We start from the raw sequence: 16386 nt of genomic DNA, 5'->3' as shown, positions 1-16386 counted from the left end.
CAGGCCCCGCTCCTGTTACGCTCCGGCCCTGACGGCAAAGGACATGGCCGCCTGCGCCAGCGGCCTGACCCGCTCGGCCATGGACAGGGCATGGGCACTGGCCGCCGTGCCGTCGCGCACGCGACCGGCGATACCCTGACAGATGGCCGCCAGACGAAACAGGTTATAGGCCATCAGCCAGTCGAGATTGTCCGGCCGGGCGCCCGTGGCCTTGGCATAGTGTTCCACCGCCTCTTCGATGGAGGGAATGCCCAGCGCTGCAAGATCGAGCCCGCCGATGCCGTTGCGCTCGCTGGCCGGTATGGCCCAGGCAATCAGGAAATAGGAAAAGTCGGCCATGGGATCGCCCAGGGTGGACAGCTCCCAGTCCAGCACCGCCTTCACCTGCGGCCCGTCATGGCTCAGCACCAGATTGTCTAGGCGAAAGTCGCCATGGACGATGCGCGCCGGGCGCTCGGGCGGCAGGCCCCCGGGCAGCCAGGCCATGAGGCGGTCCATCTCGCTGATGGTCTCGGTCTCGGACGCCTGATACTGTCGCGTCCAGCGCGTGACCTGACGGGCGAAATAATTGCCCTCGCGGCCGAAGTCGGCCAGACCCAGCGCCTCGGGATCAAGCCGGTGAAGATGGGCCAGGGTGTCGATCTGCGACAGATAGATGGCGCGCCTCTGCTCCGGGCTCTGGTCGGGCAGGGACAGGTTCCACAAGATGCGCCCCTCGACCTTTTCCATGACATAGAACATGGAGCCGATGACGCTATCGTCAGTACACAGACCATATGGTCTCGGCACGGGAAAACCGGCTGACCACAGCGCCGAGATAACCCGGTATTCACGGTCCACCGCATGGGCCGAGGGCAGTAGCGGGCCGGGGGGCTTTCGCCGCAGCACATAGGTGCCCGAGGCGGCCGTGACCTCGAAGGTGGGATTGGACTGCCCGCCCTTGAACTGGCGCAGCCTCAGCGGCCCCTCGAAGCCCTCGACGTTCTGTTCGAGCCAGCGGGTCAGGCGCGCCTCGTCAGGGGCGTGGCGCGGGTCCACCTCGCGCGTGCCGGTGAAGCGATCGTCTGCGCTCATGAAGCCTCCTCGTCGATACCGGCGGCGATGATTGCCGAGCGCACCGCGCGGCGCCAGCCCTGTTTCAGGCGTGCCCGCTCCCCATCAGTCATGCGAGGCTCGAACACGACGCTTTCGTCCTCGGGCGTGTGCAACAGGCTGTCGCCGAGCCCGGCCCCCAGCGCCGCCAGCTTGGCCGCGCCCAGGGCCGTGGCCTCCTGAAAGGCCGGTCGCTCGACACTGAGGCCACAGATGTCGGCCAGGTGCTGCATGGCAAAGCCGTTGGCCGTAACCCCGCCATCGACGCGAAGGCGCGACAGGGCCGGTGCGCCGTCGCGTATCAGCGCCTCGATCAGGTCGGCGGTCTGATAGGCCATGGCCTCCAGCCCCGCCCGCACCAGATGGGCAGGGCTGGTGTCGCGGCTCATGCCGGTGACGCATGCGCGCGCCTGTGGCTGCCACCACGGCGCTCCCAGGCCCGTGAAGCCGGGCACCAGATAGACGCCCCCGTTGTCACCAAGCGACTGGGCGAGCGCCTCGGTCTCGCGCGACTGGCCGATCAGGCCGAGGCCATCGCGCAGCCACTGGATGGTGGAACCGGCCGAGAAGATCGAGCCCTCCAGCGCATAGGCCCGCTCGCCCGCCTCATAGGCAAGGGTCGACAAAAGCCGGCTGCCCGATGCGAGCGGCGATGCGCCCACGTGGGCGACCAGAAAGGCGCCGGTGCCATAGGTGACCTTGGCCTCGCCCGCCTGCAGGGCGTTGTGGCCGATCAGGGCGGCGTGCTGATCGCCCGCGCATCCGGTGACGGGCAGGGCGCGACCGAACAGATCAGGGCGGGTCTCGCCGAACACGCCTGCGCAGGGAAGGATCTGCGGCAGGGCCGTCACGGGCACGCGAAAAAGTGAACAAAGATCGGTGTCCCACTCCAGGGTGCGCAGATTCATCAGCGAGGTGCGCGCCGCGTTGGTAGCATCGGTCACGAAGCGCCGCTTGCCGGTCAGATTGTAGATCAGCCAGCTGTCAATAGTGCCAAGGCACACCTCGCCCGCCTCGGCGCGCGCGCGTGCGCCGGGCACATGGTCGAGCAGCCAGGCGAACTTGGTGGCCGAAAAATAGGGATCGAGCAGCAGGCCCGTGCGCGCGCTCACCTCGGCCTCATGGCCCTCACGGTACAGGCGCTGGCACTCGGGCGTGGTGCGACGGTCCTGCCAGACAATGGCGCGGTGCAGGGGCTCGCCGGTGCTGCGGTCCCACAGCACGGCCGTCTCGCGCTGGTTGGTCAGGCCGAGCGCCTCGATGCGTGCGACCCCTCCGCTCTGGTCCACGGCCTCGCGCGCGGTCTGCAATGCCGCCTTCCAGATTTCCATGGCGTCGTGCTCGACCCAGCCGGATGCCGGAAAGTACTGGGTCAGTTCGATCTGGGACAGGCCTTGCAGGCGGTAGTGGTCATCGAAGATCATGGCCCGGGTCGAGGTGGTGCCCTGATCGAGGGTGAGAATGCGGGCCATGGGCGCTCCTGGGCGATCGGGCGGGTGTCGCATCTCACCTTAACGAACGCGCGGGCTTCAGGTTAAGTGGCAAGATGAGCGAATCGCACCGGGCCCCTACCAGCGCCGGCGTGCTGGACGCCGCGCGACAGCTTGCGGGCGTGGCGGTGCGCACGCCCCTGATCGAGCACCCGGCCCTGAACGCGCGCGTCGGTGGGCGGGTGCTGCTTAAGGCCGAGTGCTTTCAGTGGGCGGGCAGCTTCAAGTTTCGCGGGGCATGGAACCGCATCTCGCGCCTCTCCCCGGAGGAAAAGCGGCGCGGGGTCGTGGCCTATTCCTCGGGCAATCATGCCCAGGGCGTGGCGGCGGCCGCGCGTCTGGCGGGCACCCACGCCCTGATCGTCATGCCCCACGATTGCCCGGCGGTGAAAGTCGCGGGCGTGAGACAGCACGGCGGCGAGGTGCGCTTCTATGACCGCTGGTGCGAGAGCCGCGAGGCCATCGGTGCGCAGATCGCGGCCGAGCGCGGCTGTGTACTCGTCCCGCCTTTCGACGATCCTCATGTGATCGAGGGCCAGGGCACGGTGGGTCTGGAGCTGGTCGATCAGGCCGGCGGGGCGCACATCGACCAGCTTCTGTGCGGTGCCTCGGGCGGCGGACTTCTGGCAGGCATCCATCTGGCGCTGGAGCATCACGGGCTTTCCCCCGAGACCTATGCTGTCGAGCCCGAGGGCTTCGATGATCATGCCCTGTCGCTGCGCCAGGGGACCATCACCGCCCACGCACCCGAGCCCCGGCCTTCGATCTGTGATGCCCTCATGGCGCCGCAGCCGGGCAACCTCACCTTTTCCGTCAATGGCCCCAGACTGACGGACGCAGTCAGCGTCGGCGACCATGAGGTGCGCAATGCGATCCGCTATGCCGCCAGCACGCTGAAGCTGATCGTGGAGCCGGGCGGGGCGGTCTCGCTGGCGGCCCTGCTGTCGGGACGCGTGGATGCCGCCGGGCGCATCACGGCGGTGATCGTGTCGGGCGGCAACATCGACCCGGCACTGCTGGCCGAAATCTTGCGAGAGGAGACCCCCTGATGAGGCCCGAGGCACTGAAAGACAGGCTGGGCGAGGTGGTGGGAACCTCGGACTGGATCCGCATCGACCAGATGCGCATCAACGCCTTCGCGGGCGTGACTGAGGACGAACAGTTCATCCATGTCGATCAGGCGGCGGCGGCGCGCACGCCCTTCGGCGGCACCATCGCCCACGGCTTTCTCACGCTTTCGATGCTGTCACGCATGAGCATGCAGGCGCTCAGGCCCCTCGATGGTGTGGTCATGGGTATCAACTACGGCTTCGACAAGGTCAGGTTCCTGCAGCCGGTGCGCGCAGGCAAGCGCATCCGCGGGCATTTCACATTGCTCTCGATTGAAGAGAAGGGCGCCGGGCGCTGGCTCATCCGCCACGAGGTCAGCGTCGAGATCGAGGGCGAGGACAAGCCCGCCCTGATTGCCGAGTGGCTGGGCATGCAGGTGGTCGCACCCTAGAGGCAGGGGGTGAGGCCGAACACCGGTATGGCCGTCCAGACCGTGGCGACGGCGCTGAGCACGGCGAGGGCGATCGTCAACGCATTGATGAAGTTGATCGTGTCTGTATTGCGCCGCCAGTCGAGCCTCTTTGCCAGAACAAGGACCAGTGCGACATGGGCAAGGAGTCCTGCCGCCAGTATGACCCAAAGCCACACTGAAGGGGCCAGCCCGGTACGCCCGGAAGCGCAGTTGACCGCGTGGCCCGCGTAGAGCAGCACCAGCATGAGCGACCACAGAAGAAATCCCGCGGTCAGGCCGATCAGCCGCCCAAAGGCCTGTCTCGCTCCTGTGACCATCACAGAAGCCCCACCATCAGCGCCGCGATAACCGTGGTCACTAGTGTCCAGCCCTGCCACAGCACCAGGGCGCGTGTCTCGACATTTCTCATGGCCGAGACATAGCCTGCGGACATGCGAAGCCAGGCATACAGCGCGATCAGCGCGCCGATGGCGGCCTGCACGCCCACATAGGCGAGGGTGAAGACCCGCGTGGCGCTCTCGGCATGCTGCGTCGGATCGCCTGCGGCCAGCACCAGCCAGGTCAAGGCTGCCACCGCAAGGGCGTTGAAGGCGATGGCGGCCATGAGCGGGGCGACACCCGCCTTGCCGGCGCTGACGCGGCGCTGCGCGAGGGATGCAGCCCCGAGGCCGAGCGCAGCAACAACGCACACAAGACCGAGCCCGATCCATGGGAGACTGACGAGGGGCGCAGACGCGGCACCTTCGGCCTGGACGACGCGAAGATAGAGATATCCGAATACCAGGCAGGCAAACAGGGTGCCGTTGGCCATCAGGGTGAAGACCATGCCCCACAGGCTGGGCGGATCGCGCGTCGCGGCATGGGGCAGCAGTGCGCGCCCGTCGCCGATGTCGATGGGTAAGGGATCTTTCTTCAGTCCGCCGCGCCAGCTCCAGCAGAAGCCCGCAACCACGACAAGAGCAAGTCCCACAAGTGAGACGATGTAGAACTTCAGCAGGAGCGAGACGAAGAACACGCCGCATGCAAGGGCGGTCAGCAGGGGCCACAGCGACGGGCCGGGCAGGACGATCACGGCATCGGGCCGACCCGTGATCATGGCAACGCTCAGGGTCTCCATGCGCCCGCGCTCAGGCGATGCCAGCAGGCCGCGCCCACCGGCCAGATCGGCGGCAAGGCGCGGATTGTCCTCCAGTGGGTCACGGGAGGTGACGGTTGGCTGGGCGGCGATATTGTAGCTGGGCGGCGGGGTCGACATGGCCCACTCCAGCGTCGTGGCACCCCAAAGGTTGCGGCGCGCGCGCGTACCAAAGCGGGTCTGCTGGATCACATCGACCACGAACAGGGCAAAGCCGATGGTCATGACGAAGCCGCCGATGGAGCTGATCAGGTTCAGCCAGTCCCAGCCAAAGGCGCTGTCGTAGGTGTGCACGCGCCGGGGCATTCCCAGCAGGCCGGTCAGATGCATGGGCAGGAAGGTGAGGTTCAGCCCGCCGAAGATCATCCAGAAGGCGACATGGCTGCGTGCGGGCTCGTGGGCGCGGCCCGTGATGTGGGGCAGCCAGTGATAGGCCGCAGCCAGCATGGGAAACACCAGCGCCCCGATCAGCACATAGTGCAGGTGCGCGACCACGAAGTGGGTATCGTGGGCCTGCCAGTCGAAGGGCACCACCGCCAGCATCACCCCGGTCAGCCCGCCGACCACGAACACGAACAGGAAGCCGTAGATATAGAGCATGGGCAAGGTGAGCCGTGGCCTGCCGTTCAGCAGAGTGGCCAGCCATGCAAACACCTGGACGGCCGTCGGCACCGCCACCAGCGTGCTTGCCGCCGAGAAGAACGCAAGGGACAGGTGTGGTATGCCCGTGGTGAACATGTGGTGCACCCACAGGCCGAAGCTGAGGAAGCCCAGAGCGATCAGGCTGCACACGATCCAGCCGTAGCCGACCAGCCTGGTGCGCGCGAACACCGGGATCAGCGTCGAGACGATCCCGGCACCGGGCAGGAAGATGATGTAGACCTCCGGGTGGCCGAACAGCCAGAACAGGTGCTGCCACAGAAGCGGGTGACCGCCGCGCTCGGGGTCGAAGAAGGCCCAGCCGAATGCGCGTTCGATCTCGAGCAGGATCGAGCCCAGGATCAGCGGCGGAAAGCCGAACAGCATCATCGCGGCCGTGACCCACAGATACCAGACCATGATCGGCATGCGGTTGAGCGCCATGCCGTCGGTTCGCACCTTGAGCACCGTGGCCATGAACTCCACGGCCGCGCACACGGCTGAGACCTCGACGAAGGTCACGCCGATCAGCCAGACGTCCGAATTGATTCCCGGCGTGAAGGTGCTGGACGACAGGGGCGTGTACATGAACCAGCCCGCATCCGGGGCAACGCCGGCCAGCATGGCGATGATCAGGATCGAGCCGCCGAACAGATAGCACCAGTAGCCAAAGGCACTGAGGCGCGGAAAGGCCAGGTCGCGCGCGCCCAGCAGCTTGGGCAGCATATAGAGCGCGATGCCCTCGATCATCGGAATGGCGAACAGGAACATCATCACCGTGCCATGCATGGTGAAGACCTGGGCATAGGCGGGTGCGTCCAGGAACGCGGTGCCCGATCCGGCCAGCTGGGCGCGGATCAGCATCGAGAGCACGCCCCCGATCAGGAAGAACACGAAGGCCGTGACGATGAAGCGCAGGCCGATGACCGAATGGTTCACCGCCGACAGCCGCCCCAGCAGGCCGGGCGGCGTGGCGTAGATGCGCTCGAATGCCCGGTGCCGGGCCAGAGGTGACAGGGGCGCCTCGCTCATGGGGCGGTCTCCAGAGACCCGAGGGCCTCGCGCAGGGCTTCATCTTCGAGCGCGACGGCCTCGAACAGCATGTCGGCATGTCCCGTGCCGCAGAACTCGGCGCAGGCACCCGCAAAGCGCCCGGCCCGGTCGGCCCGCAGCCGGATGACATTGGTCTGGCCGGGTATGGCGTCGATCTTGCCCGCCAGGCGCGGCACCCAGAAGCTGTGGATCACATCCTGCGAGCGGACGATCACGTTCACGGGGCGGCGCGCGGGAATGTAGAGCACGTTCTCGCTGACGCTCCCGTCGCCGTAGCGGAACTGCCACTGCCACTGGCTGGCGGTGGCCTCGACCTCGAAGATGTCCGGCGCGTCATGGGGCAGGGCGCGCTCCCCGATGACCAGCCCGGCGACCAGGGCCGCCAGCAGCACGAAGGCAGGCATGGCCAGCCCGCCGCCGATCAGGAAGGTGCGGGTGCTGACAGGGCTCTGCCTTCGCCTGCCTCTGAGGGCGTGAAGGGCCAGGGCCATGACAAGGGACAGCAGCAGGCAGGCTGTGATCAGCATGGCCCACCACAATCCGGCGATCTCGCTGGCCGTGCGCGAAGCGGGGTCCAGTGTGGAGAGCGGCGCTTCGCACGCGCCAAGCGCTATCAGCATCATGGGTGCGAGGGCCGGGCGCTTCATGAAACGCGCGGGGCCTTGCGGCGTTAGAGGGCCATGAGCAGCCGCTACTCTTCCGCCACGCCGCCCGGTCCATCGCAGGGCACCTTCGCCGATGCCGGTGCGCGCGATCCCCATTTCGAACAGGTGCAGAGCCTGGTGGCAGTGGCCGGGCACCCGATCCACGTCATGCTGGTGACCTTTCCCATCGCCCTGGTGTGCGCCACCCTCGGTGCGGACGGCTTCTACTGGTGGACGGGCGACGACTTCTTTGTGCGCGTCGGGCTGTGGACCAGCGGCTGGGGCTTTGGAATGGGCTGTCTTGCAGCCCTGTCGGGTACGGTCGAGATGCTGCTGGTGCGCGGTATCCGCCGCCGGGTGGCGCCGTGGAGTCACGGGGTCGCGGCCCTGATGCTGCTGTCGGTTCTGGGCACCAACTGGGCATGGCGAATCGTCTGGGGCGAGGGCGGCATCCTGCCGTGGGGCCTGATGCTGTCGTTGCTGGGCCTGATCTTCGTGGGTCTGGCCGGATGGTACGGCGGCAAGCTGGTGTTCGAGCATCAGATCGGTGTGACCCCCATCGACAGCGAGGACTCGCGAGGCTGAAGCAGCCATGAGGGAAACAGGCTTTCGGCCAGGTCCGGCTTGGCCAGCACCGCCCACAGGATTGCGCCCACGACCAGAACCAGAGCGCCGTAGAGAATCATGAGGCGCACGCGCGGCGGCACCTCGGCGCGTGAAGAGAGCCTTGTCAGCACATAGCCATAGTGGATGTGCAACATCACCATCAGGCCCACGAACACCAGCTTGAGCACGAACCACGGCTCGACCACCCGCGCGGCGAACACCAGTGCCGTGCCCGATACCACGGCGATGAACGCGGCGGGCGACGTCAGGGCGGTGTAGGCAAAGCGGGAGGTGCGCCGGATGCGGATGAACTCGTCATCGCTGCCGATGTGACGATGGGCCATCAGCAGGCCGGGCAGGTAGAACAGCCCCGCGACCCACACCACCAGAGAGGCGATGTGCAGGGACTTCAGCAGGGCCAGGGTCACGGTGCCTGCTCCTTCGGGACCGCGTCGAGCCGCTCGCGCAGGCATCTCGCGCCCGTGACGATGGCCGCGACCAGATACGGCAGGGCACCCGGAACCCACATCAGAAGGCCTGCAAGCTGCTGGTCCTCAAGAGGCGTGAGGCCGAAGGCCCCTGTGGTCATCAGGTGCGGTGCGTAGAGCGGCGCTCCGGCAAAGGTCAGCAAGGCACCCAGCAGGCCCATCAGGCTCATGGCGGTGGTGATGGCCAGCACCTCGGCAGGCCCGTGCCAGGGTCTCGGGGCCATGACCAAGCCCCAGAACAGAAGGGCCGAAAGCGCCAGCGAGCCCTGCATCAGCCAGTACAGCGGCACCCATTGCAGGGCTGCGCCATAGGGTTCAGGCGCGTGCCAGAACCAGAACAGGCCGATGTGCAGGGCCGTGGGCACCAGCCACACCAGCGCAGACCGCTCGCCTGTCACCAGAGCCGAGAAACGCGCGCGCCACGCCCAGGCGATCAGGGGTGCGGCCAGGGCCACCATCAGCAGGTGGTGAGCGGCGCGGGCCGAGAACAGCGCCACGCTGAGCGCGCACAAAGGCGAGACGAACGCGATCACCAGCACCAGCCATCCGCCCGCAAAGGCGATATCCTCACCTCGAACGGCGCCTCTGACCCGCAGCATCAGGTGAATGCCCGCAAGCACCAGCAGCCCGAGTATCAGGACGGGATCAAAATTCCAGTGAAGCCACAGGGTGTCGCGCTGTGGTGCGGGTCCGCAATAGGCCCCCAGAGCCCATGCGCCATCGCCTCCGCCTTGCAGCAACCCCCGTGTCATGCCCTCCTAACGCAGCAGAGCCACCCCGGTTCGGCACCGCATCAGAAATAGGCGATCAGGAGGCCCCGCCTTCGCCAGTCTCTCTCTCGCCAGTCTCGGCCGGAGGCACGGCCACGATCCAGCCCTGAGCAATATTGACCGTTGGCACGGCCTCGCGCGTGAAGGGCAGATACCAGCTCTCGCCGCCGCCTGCCGGAGCCACCTCGATCAGATCGGATGCGCCATAGTTCTGCACCGCGCGCACGGTGCCCATGGCCTTGCCGTCCTGCGTGCGAACCGCCAGCCCGATCAGGTCCACGAGATAGAACTCGTCCTCATCCAGCGGCGGCAGGGCCTCGCGGGGCACATGAAGCTTCAGGCCGCGCAGCGCCTCGGCCTGCTCGCGCGTCTGCACCTCTGCTGCCCGGCCGATGAGATCGCCCTTGACCACACGCCCGCCTTCCAGCGTCAGGCGCACCGCCCCGCTCCGGTCACGCAGCGTCTTATAGGTCAGCAGCGCATCGGCCGCTTCGGTATAGGGCTTTAGGCGTATCTCGCCGCGCACGCCGAACGCGCCCATGACATGGCCGACCAGCACCAGACCTGAATCCGCTGGGGCATCTTGCGATGAGGGGGGCTTGGTCATGGATCGACTGGAAAAAAGGCCCCGGAGCGTCGTGCCCCGGGGCCTTCATCATCAGGCCTCGGTCTTTTCCTCGGCGGGAGCGTCTTCGGCGGCGCTTTCGGCGGCCGGAGCCTCTTCGGCAGGAGTCTCCGCGGCGGCCGCTTCTTCGGCGGGCGCTTCTTCGGCGGGGGCGGCAGCGGCCGCCTCGGCTTCAGCCTTGGCTGCAGCTTCGGCCTCGGCGCGGTCGGCCTCACGCTGGGCACGCTCTTCGGCGCGCTCCTGGGCCTTCTTGCCGGGCTGGCCCTTCTGGGGGTTGTTACCGGCCTGCCACTTCACCATCGAGGAGAGGGTCTCGTCCTGGCTCAGGAAGCGGGCGACGCGATCGGTCGGCTGGGCACCCTTGCGCAGCCACTCGGCGATGCTCTCGGCCTTGAGTACCACACGCGGGGTGGGTCCGTCCTTGGGCAGCATGGGGTTGTAGGAACCCACCTTTTCCAGGAACTTGCCGTCGCGGGGCGCGCGGCTGTCGGCCACCACGATGTGATAGTAGGGGCGCTTCTTGGCACCGCCGCGGGACAGTCGGATCTTCAGCATCTAAGGTCTCTTCTTGCTCGTTGATCGGGGTTATTTCTTGCGAGGCAGGCCGGGGAGCCCGCCAGGAAGCCGGGGTGTCTGGCCATCTGCGCCGGGCAGGCCGGGCAGGGAGGCGGGCAGGCCATCGGGCAGGCTTTGGGGCAGCTTGCCCCCGCCCATGGCCTTGAGGCGCGCAAGGTCGGCACCGGCGGGCATGCCCCCGGGCATCTGGCCGCCCATCATCTGGGCCATGCGGGCCAGATTCTTGTTGCCGCCGCGCGACAGGGCCTTGACCGTGTCAGCCATCTGGCGGTGCTGCTTGAGCAGGCGGTTGATCTCGCTGACCTCGACGCCGGCACCGGCCGCGATGCGGCGCTTGCGCGAGGCGTTGAGCAGGTCAGGCTTCTTGCGCTCCTTGCGTGTCATGGAGCTGAGGATCGCTTCCTGACGCGCGATCATGCGGTCGTCGATGTTGGCGTCGGCCATCTGGTTCTTGAGCTTGGCCACCCCGGGCAGCAGCCCCATGATGCCTTGCAGCCCGCCCATGCGGCGCATCTGCTGAAGCTGGGCGGCCAGGTCGTCCAGATCGAACTGCCCCTTGGCCAGCTTGCGCGCCATGGTCTCGGCGCGGGCCTGATCCAGCTCCTCGCTGGCCTTTTCGACCAGGGCCACGATGTCGCCCTGACCCAGGATGCGACCGGCCACCCGGCGCGCATCGAAGACGTCGAGCTGATCGACCTTCTCGCCCGCGCCCAGATACTTGATCGGCAGGCCGGTGACGGCACGCATGGACAGCATGGCCCCGCCGCGTCCGTCGCCGTCGGCGCGCGTGAGAACGAGGCCGGTCAGGGGCAGGCGCTCGTGAAAGGCGGTGGCGGTGCGAACGGCGTCCTGACCGGTCAGGCTGTCGGCGACCAGCAGGGTTTCGACGGGCCGGGCGATGTCGGCGACCTCGGCGGCCTCGGCCATCATGGCCTCGTCGAGGGTGGTGCGACCGGCGGTGTCGAGGATCAGGACGTCAAAGCCCTGAAGCCTGGCCGCCTGCAACGCCCGACGGGTGATTTCGACCGCGCTCTCGCCCTTCACGATGGGCAAGGTGGCCACCTCGATCTGGCGGCCAAGGGTCTCGAGCTGCTCCATGGCCGCAGGTCGGCGCGTGTCGAGCGAGGCCATCATGACCTTGCGCCGGTCGTGGCGCGTCAGGCGCAGGGCCAGCTTGGCCGAAGTGGTCGTCTTGCCCGAGCCCTGCAGGCCCGCCATCATGATCACGGCGGGGGGCGCGGCATTGAGATTGAGCGCGACGGGCTCCTCGCCGCCCAGCATCTCGATCAGCCCGTCGTGGACGATCTTGATGACCTGATCGGCGGGCTTGACCGCGCGGATGACTTCCTCGCCCCGGGCGCGCTCGCGGGCAAGGGCGATGAAGTCCTTGACCACGGGCAGGGCGACGTCGGCCTCGAGCAGGGCGATGCGAACCTCGCGCAGCGCCGCGTCGATGTCCGCCTCGGACAGCGCGCCGCGACCGGAAATCCGGTCGAAAACGCCTGTCAGTCGCTCGTTCAGGGCCTCGAACATTCTTGCCTCATGGGGCGCACAAAGCCTTCAGCCCCTGTGGACGATCACGTCGACAGGGGTCCTCTCCGCCCTCGTTTCCCTGCCCTGCAAGGGGTGTGGGACTGTCGTGGCGGAGGAGGCGCGAAGGTCACTTGCGCCGGAAAGGGCGGCTTATGACGGGGATTTCCCGCAAAATCAAGGGTGGGGCACAGGTGTGGATCAGGCCACGAGGTCGAGGCCCTCGGTTTCGTCGAGCACGATGGCGCGCATGGAGCAGCCGGCAAGGCGCGCCCCGGACAGAAGCGCACCGGTGAAGTCGGCGCTGTCGAGCACGGCCGAACTCAGGTCGGCATCACGCAGATCGCCATAGCGCAGGCGCGCGCTGCCCAGAAGGGCCGGGGACTGTCGGCCCGCGCCGAGCGGTAGCGGCCCGAGCATCACCTTCGCCGCGCTGACCCTTGTCAAATTGGCACCGGTCAGCCTCGCGCCGCGCAGGTCCGCGCCGACCAGCTTCGCGCCGCGCAGGTCCGCGCCTTCCAGATTGGCGCCGGGAAGCAGGGTTCCGCTCAGGTCCACGCCGACAAGGCAGGCGCCGCGCGCCGATACGCCCGGCAGGATGCGGCCTTTCATGCGCTCGAACAGCAGGCGCATATCCTCGCCGTCGAGATTGGCCGGAGTTCCCTCGCGCCCGCCCGTGCGCGCCCAGCGCTCGGCCGCCTCGATGCGCGCCATGAGGGCCTCCGCACGGTCGGCGGCATCGGCATCGAGGCTTCTGAGGCTGCCTGAAAGCTCGGTGCGATCCAGCCGTGCGCTCTCGACATCAACACCCGTCAACACGGCACCGCGCAGGCTGGCCCCTTCGAGGTTGGTGCCCGCGACCATGGCCCCCTCCATCATGGCACCGGTCAGATTGGCGTCCTTGAGGTTGGCTCCGCTGAGAACCGCCCCGCGCATGGAACAGTCGGTGAAGTCGGCCCGGAAGGCCGAGGTGCCGTCAAAGCGCGAGTGATCCAGCGTCGCGCCGGCGAAATTGGTCTGCTCGGCATCGGAGGCGCGGGTCTCGTGGCGAAGCTGGGTCAGGCCCTTCTCGGGATGGGGCACGGCGATGCGCCCTTCGCGAAAATCCGCCTGGGTCAGATCGGCCAGCGCCAGATTTGCCCCGCGCAGGCTGACGCCGCGCAGGTCCGCCCGCCGCAGGCGCGCGCCGCGCATGTCGGCCTTGCGCAGATCGCATCCGAACAGGATCGCGCGCTCCAGCCATGCACGGATCAGGCGCGTACCCTCGAAACTGGAGCCGGTGAAATCGGCATCGTCCAGCAGGCGGCCCGACAGGTCGAGCCCGCCTAGGTCCACGAACTTCAGCACCAGGCGCCGCCCGCCCGGCTTGCCCTCCACATAGCGCGCGTGGGCCGCTGCGATCAGATCGAAGTCGCCTTGCGACAGCTTGCGGCGCGCGCTCAACCCAGAGCCTCCTCGAAGCCGCGCGCGCCCGTGGTGATGGCGGCGGTGGTGTCGGCATGGCGAAGCTGGGCGCCGTGCAGATTGGCCCGGGTGAGATCGGCCAGCACCAGGGTGGCGTGGCGCAGGTCTGCCCCGCTCAGGTCGGCCCCGCGCAGCCCCGCCCGCGTCAGATCGGCAGGAAGAAGGCGGTCATCGGCGATCATCAGCGGCCCGATCTGGGCTTCGCGCAGGTCGGCTCCGGCCAGTCGCGCGCCCTTCAGACGCGCCCCGCGCAGGTCGGCCCCGCGCATCCTGCACGAACGAAGGTCGGCCTCCTCGAGATGCGCGCCCTGAAGCTGCACGCCTTCCATGTCGAGGCCATAGAAGACCGCGCCGCGCGCCGACAGGGCCGTGAGGTTCAGCCCGCGGATGGACTTGAGCACCCTCAGGTCGACTCCATCGAACCTTGAGGGCTTGCCCTCGCGACCGCTGGTCTCGCACCAGTGCGCGTGCTCGCGCAGCATCTCGGCGGCCGGAAGGGTCGAGGCATCGGTGCCCGAGGGCCGGTCGTCGGTGAGCGCGCCGGTCATGTCTGCACCGTCCCGCCGCCACAGCGTTGCGGTGATGCCCACCAGGACGGCGTCCTTGAGGTTGGCTCCCGACAGGTCCGCGCCCGACAGGTCCGCCCCGGCCAGGTCAGCGCCTTCCATATTGGCCTGTTTCAGATTGGCGCGCACGAGGCGGCAGCCCTTCATCATCGCGCCCGAGAAGTCGGCCTGCACGGCGACGATGCCCGTCAGGCGCGAGCGCTCCAGATTGGCTCCCGACAGATTGGCACCGCGCGCATTGCTGGCTACGGCCCCTGCGGGACGGGCGCTGGGCTCGACCACCCTATAGCCGTGGGCGGCGTCGGCGGCGGCGATGGTGCCTTCGCGCAGGTCCGCCTCGAACAGGTCCGCGCCGGTCAGGTCCGCACCGCGAAGGCACGCCCCGCGCAGGTCGGCGCGCCGCAAGCTGGCATCCTTCAGCACGGCGTCCTGAAGGTCGGTGCCGAACAAGGTCGCATTGTCGAGCCGCGAGCCCGTCAGGTCGCACTCGACCAAGCAAGCTGCCGACAGGTCTGCATCGGCCAGATTGCGCCCCCGCAGCGAAAGCCCGCTGAGGTCGGTCCAGGCCAGCATGGCTCTCGCCCCGCCGGGCCGGGCCTGCCACAGGCGATCGTGCCGCGCACAGATGGCGTCCAACTCGCTCTGGTCGAGGCGGCGTCTGGTTCTGGGCTGTTGGGGCCGGGCCGACATGCAGCCACGCTAACGCCCAGCGATTAAGGAAGATTTGCCAATGATCAGAAGGGGTTTGCGTCGATGCGCGGCGCACGCAACCTTCAGGCGAGAAGCCGCTTTTCCCGCAAGGCTTCGGCCAGCGGTCCGGGCAGCACGTGCAGGCGCGTATAGCCCGCTTCGCCCAGCCGCAGCAGTTCGGCTTCGTGATCCGCGCCCAGTGCCGCCGTGTAGCGCCCGTCGTAGCCTGTGCCCTCCGCGCTGACCTCAAGCAGGGGGCGCCCGGTTCTGAGCCGGTGCACGAAGCCCTCGCACAGGCCAAGGGCCTCTTCGGCCAGCAGGCCTGTCTCCACGGTGAGGCCCGCAGCCTCTAGCCGGGCGATGCCTCGCCCCGAGGCAAAGGGCGAGGGGTCAAGGCAGGCGACCACCACGCGCGATATGCCTGCCTCGACCAGATGCGAGGCGCAGGACGTGCGACCCGACGAGCGCGCACCGCAGGGCTCCAGCGTGACAAAGGCGGTGGCACCGCGCGCGGCCTCGCCTGCGGCAGGCACAGCCTGCTCCTCGGCGTGGGGACGGCCCCCGTTGGCCGTGGCGGCCTCGCCGATGATGGCGCCGTCCTTGACGATCACGCAGCCGACCGCAGGGTTCGGCCAGGTGTAGCCCATGCGCGAGCGGGCAAGGGCGATGGCCCGGCGCATGGCCTCGGTATCGCTGACCGGTGCCATCAGGCCGGCTCCGGCAGGGCCTGCGCGCGGGCGCTGTCCAGATAGCGCGCGCTCAAGGGCTTCAGCGCTTCGTCGAGGGTGATGACCAGCGGGTTGCCGGTCGGGATTTCCAGCGCGGTGATGGCGTCATCGGCAATGGCGAACAGATGCTTGGCGATGGCCCTGAGCGAGTTGCCGTGGGCGGCGACCAGCACGACGGCGTCGCCAGACAGCTTCGGTGCGATCTCGGCGCTCCAGAACGGCATGACCCGCTCCAGCGTGGTCTTGAGGCTTTCGGTGGCGGGCACGCTCTTGCCCTGATAGCGCGGGTCGGCCGCGAAATCGTGCTCGCCGCCGGGCTCCAGGGGCGGGGGCGGAATGTCATAGCTGCGCCGCCACACATGCACCTGCTCATCGCCGTGGCGCGCGGCGGTCTCGGCCTTGTCTAGACCCGTGAGTGCGCCGTAGTGCCGCTCGTTGAGCCGCCAGTCCTCGTGCACCGGCACCGCCTGAAATCCCCCTGCGGCAAGGGCGCGGGCGCCTGTCTCCTGTGCGCGGCGCAGAACTGAGGTGAACATGATGTCGGGCTTGAGGCCCGCCTCGCGCAGCAGGGCTCCGGCCTGATCGGCCTGGGCCTCGCCCTCGCGGGTCAGCGGCACGTCGACCCAGCCGGTGAAGCGGTTCTCGAGGTTCCACTGGCTCTGACCGTGTCGCAGAAGGATCAGGGTTGGCATGGCTTGTCCTCGATGGTGTCCGCGCGTGCTGGCTCGCGCCACCCGCTTCGCTTAGGGCGGGCCTGCGCAAAGATCA

17 protein-coding genes are annotated in these 16386 nt (G+C 68.1%); 3 read left to right on the top strand and 14 right to left on the bottom strand.

Translation table 11 applies throughout. From position 1 onward, the window contains the following. Positions 1-15: 15 nt before the first annotated feature. Positions 16-1074, bottom strand: a complete 1059-nt coding sequence (locus ACK4E3_RS07360) for a phosphotransferase family protein (RefSeq protein ID WP_409698517.1) — start codon at positions 1072-1074, stop codon at positions 16-18. Next, on the bottom strand, positions 1071-2564 hold the full coding sequence (gene glpK, locus ACK4E3_RS07355; RefSeq protein WP_409698514.1) for a glycerol kinase GlpK: 1494 nt from the start codon (positions 2562-2564) through the stop codon (positions 1071-1073). The genes ACK4E3_RS07360 and glpK overlap by 4 nt, the downstream gene beginning before the upstream one ends. Before the next feature lie 74 nt (positions 2565-2638). Between glpK and ACK4E3_RS07350 the strand changes: the two genes are divergently transcribed. Beyond that, entirely contained in the window at positions 2639-3631 is a 993-nt protein-coding gene (locus tag ACK4E3_RS07350) for a threonine/serine dehydratase (RefSeq protein WP_409698511.1), read from the top strand. After that, on the top strand, positions 3631-4083 hold the full coding sequence (locus ACK4E3_RS07345) for a MaoC family dehydratase (RefSeq protein ID WP_409698508.1): 453 nt from the start codon (positions 3631-3633) through the stop codon (positions 4081-4083). Before ACK4E3_RS07350 ends, ACK4E3_RS07345 begins: the two co-directional genes overlap by 1 nt. Here the strand turns inward: ACK4E3_RS07345 and ACK4E3_RS07340 are convergent. From ACK4E3_RS07340 to coxB, 3 genes are read right to left on the bottom strand one after another with little or no spacing between them, the layout of a single operon-like run. After that, the gene (locus ACK4E3_RS07340) at positions 4080-4421 is read right to left on the bottom strand and encodes a hypothetical protein (protein WP_409698506.1); all 342 of its coding nucleotides are present in this window, start codon (positions 4419-4421) and stop codon (positions 4080-4082) included. The two genes, ACK4E3_RS07345 and ACK4E3_RS07340, sit on opposite strands and share 4 nt — an antisense overlap. Further along, positions 4421-6910, bottom strand: a complete 2490-nt coding sequence (gene ctaD, locus ACK4E3_RS07335; protein WP_409698504.1) for a cytochrome c oxidase subunit I — start codon at positions 6908-6910, stop codon at positions 4421-4423. The genes ACK4E3_RS07340 and ctaD overlap by 1 nt, the downstream gene beginning before the upstream one ends. Continuing rightward, a complete protein-coding gene (gene coxB, locus ACK4E3_RS07330) occupies positions 6907-7578 on the bottom strand; it encodes a cytochrome c oxidase subunit II (RefSeq protein ID WP_409698501.1) in 672 nt (223 codons plus the stop codon). Before coxB ends, ctaD begins: the two co-directional genes overlap by 4 nt. Positions 7579-7611: 33 nt before the next feature. Between coxB and ACK4E3_RS07325 the strand changes: the two genes are divergently transcribed. Further along, complete coding sequence (locus tag ACK4E3_RS07325; protein WP_409698498.1) at positions 7612-8160, top strand: DUF2231 domain-containing protein; 549 nt, start codon at positions 7612-7614, stop codon at positions 8158-8160. On the opposite strand, the gene ACK4E3_RS07320 is transcribed toward ACK4E3_RS07325, so the two are convergent. From ACK4E3_RS07320 to gpmA, 9 genes are all read right to left on the bottom strand, one after another. Further along, positions 8115-8609, bottom strand: coding sequence for a CopD family protein (locus ACK4E3_RS07320; protein ID WP_409698495.1), 495 nt, complete (start codon positions 8607-8609; stop codon positions 8115-8117). The genes ACK4E3_RS07325 and ACK4E3_RS07320 overlap by 46 nt on opposite strands. Beyond that, positions 8606-9421 carry a cytochrome c oxidase assembly protein gene (locus ACK4E3_RS07315; RefSeq protein ID WP_409698492.1) on the bottom strand — a complete coding sequence of 272 codons (816 nt, stop codon included), beginning with the start codon at positions 9419-9421 and terminating at the stop codon, positions 8606-8608. The genes ACK4E3_RS07320 and ACK4E3_RS07315 overlap by 4 nt, the downstream gene beginning before the upstream one ends. Positions 9422-9476: 55 nt before the next feature. Further along, a complete protein-coding gene (rimM, locus tag ACK4E3_RS07310; protein ID WP_409698489.1) occupies positions 9477-10046 on the bottom strand; it encodes a ribosome maturation factor RimM in 570 nt (189 codons plus the stop codon). Positions 10047-10097: 51 nt separating this feature from the next. Then, on the bottom strand, positions 10098-10619 hold the full coding sequence (rpsP, locus tag ACK4E3_RS07305) for a 30S ribosomal protein S16 (RefSeq protein WP_409698486.1): 522 nt from the start codon (positions 10617-10619) through the stop codon (positions 10098-10100). Positions 10620-10649: 30 nt separating this feature from the next. Beyond that, complete coding sequence (gene ffh / locus ACK4E3_RS07300; RefSeq protein ID WP_409698483.1) at positions 10650-12173, bottom strand: signal recognition particle protein; 1524 nt, start codon at positions 12171-12173, stop codon at positions 10650-10652. A 198-nt stretch (positions 12174-12371) separates the two neighbouring features. Next, the gene (locus tag ACK4E3_RS07295; protein WP_409698480.1) at positions 12372-13613 is read right to left on the bottom strand and encodes a pentapeptide repeat-containing protein; all 1242 of its coding nucleotides are present in this window, start codon (positions 13611-13613) and stop codon (positions 12372-12374) included. After that, complete coding sequence (locus tag ACK4E3_RS07290) at positions 13610-14890, bottom strand: pentapeptide repeat-containing protein (RefSeq protein WP_409698477.1); 1281 nt, start codon at positions 14888-14890, stop codon at positions 13610-13612. Before ACK4E3_RS07290 ends, ACK4E3_RS07295 begins: the two co-directional genes overlap by 4 nt. Positions 14891-14973: 83 nt before the next feature. Further along, positions 14974-15597, bottom strand: a complete 624-nt coding sequence (locus ACK4E3_RS07285) for a bifunctional diaminohydroxyphosphoribosylaminopyrimidine deaminase/5-amino-6-(5-phosphoribosylamino)uracil reductase RibD (RefSeq protein WP_409698474.1) — start codon at positions 15595-15597, stop codon at positions 14974-14976. After that, a complete protein-coding gene (gpmA, locus tag ACK4E3_RS07280; RefSeq protein WP_409698471.1) occupies positions 15597-16310 on the bottom strand; it encodes a 2,3-diphosphoglycerate-dependent phosphoglycerate mutase in 714 nt (237 codons plus the stop codon). The genes ACK4E3_RS07285 and gpmA overlap by 1 nt, the downstream gene beginning before the upstream one ends. Positions 16311-16386: the final 76 nt, after the last annotated feature.

This window comes from Brevundimonas sp., from assembly GCF_046299595.1.
In the GTDB taxonomy this organism is placed as follows: Bacteria; Pseudomonadota; Alphaproteobacteria; order Caulobacterales; family Caulobacteraceae; genus Brevundimonas.
Note: the sequence above shows the minus strand (reverse complement) of the source record. Positions and strands in the feature narration are given on the sequence as shown.

Bases quoted from the DNA above. Each gene is read 5' to 3' on its own strand.
- ACK4E3_RS07360 (WP_409698517.1), bottom strand. From the start codon at position 1,074: ATGAGCGCAGACGATCGCTTCACCGGCACGCGCGAGGTGGACCCGCGC.
- glpK (WP_409698514.1), bottom strand. From the start codon at position 2,564: ATGGCCCGCATTCTCACCCTCGATCAGGGCACCACCTCGACCCGGGCC.
- ACK4E3_RS07350 (WP_409698511.1), top strand. From the start codon at position 2,639: ATGAGCGAATCGCACCGGGCCCCTACCAGCGCCGGCGTGCTGGACGCC.
- ACK4E3_RS07345 (WP_409698508.1), top strand. From the start codon at position 3,631: ATGAGGCCCGAGGCACTGAAAGACAGGCTGGGCGAGGTGGTGGGAACC.
- ACK4E3_RS07340 (WP_409698506.1), bottom strand. From the start codon at position 4,421: ATGGTCACAGGAGCGAGACAGGCCTTTGGGCGGCTGATCGGCCTGACC.
- ctaD (WP_409698504.1), bottom strand. From the start codon at position 6,910: ATGAGCGAGGCGCCCCTGTCACCTCTGGCCCGGCACCGGGCATTCGAG.
- coxB (WP_409698501.1), bottom strand. From the start codon at position 7,578: ATGAAGCGCCCGGCCCTCGCACCCATGATGCTGATAGCGCTTGGCGCG.
- ACK4E3_RS07325 (WP_409698498.1), top strand. From the start codon at position 7,612: ATGAGCAGCCGCTACTCTTCCGCCACGCCGCCCGGTCCATCGCAGGGC.
- ACK4E3_RS07315 (WP_409698492.1), bottom strand. From the start codon at position 9,421: ATGACACGGGGGTTGCTGCAAGGCGGAGGCGATGGCGCATGGGCTCTG.
- rimM (WP_409698489.1), bottom strand. From the start codon at position 10,046: ATGACCAAGCCCCCCTCATCGCAAGATGCCCCAGCGGATTCAGGTCTG.
- rpsP (WP_409698486.1), bottom strand. From the start codon at position 10,619: ATGCTGAAGATCCGACTGTCCCGCGGCGGTGCCAAGAAGCGCCCCTAC.
- ffh (WP_409698483.1), bottom strand. From the start codon at position 12,173: ATGTTCGAGGCCCTGAACGAGCGACTGACAGGCGTTTTCGACCGGATT.
- ACK4E3_RS07290 (WP_409698477.1), bottom strand. From the start codon at position 14,890: ATGTCGGCCCGGCCCCAACAGCCCAGAACCAGACGCCGCCTCGACCAG.
- ACK4E3_RS07285 (WP_409698474.1), bottom strand. From the start codon at position 15,597: ATGGCACCGGTCAGCGATACCGAGGCCATGCGCCGGGCCATCGCCCTT.
- gpmA (WP_409698471.1), bottom strand. From the start codon at position 16,310: ATGCCAACCCTGATCCTTCTGCGACACGGTCAGAGCCAGTGGAACCTC.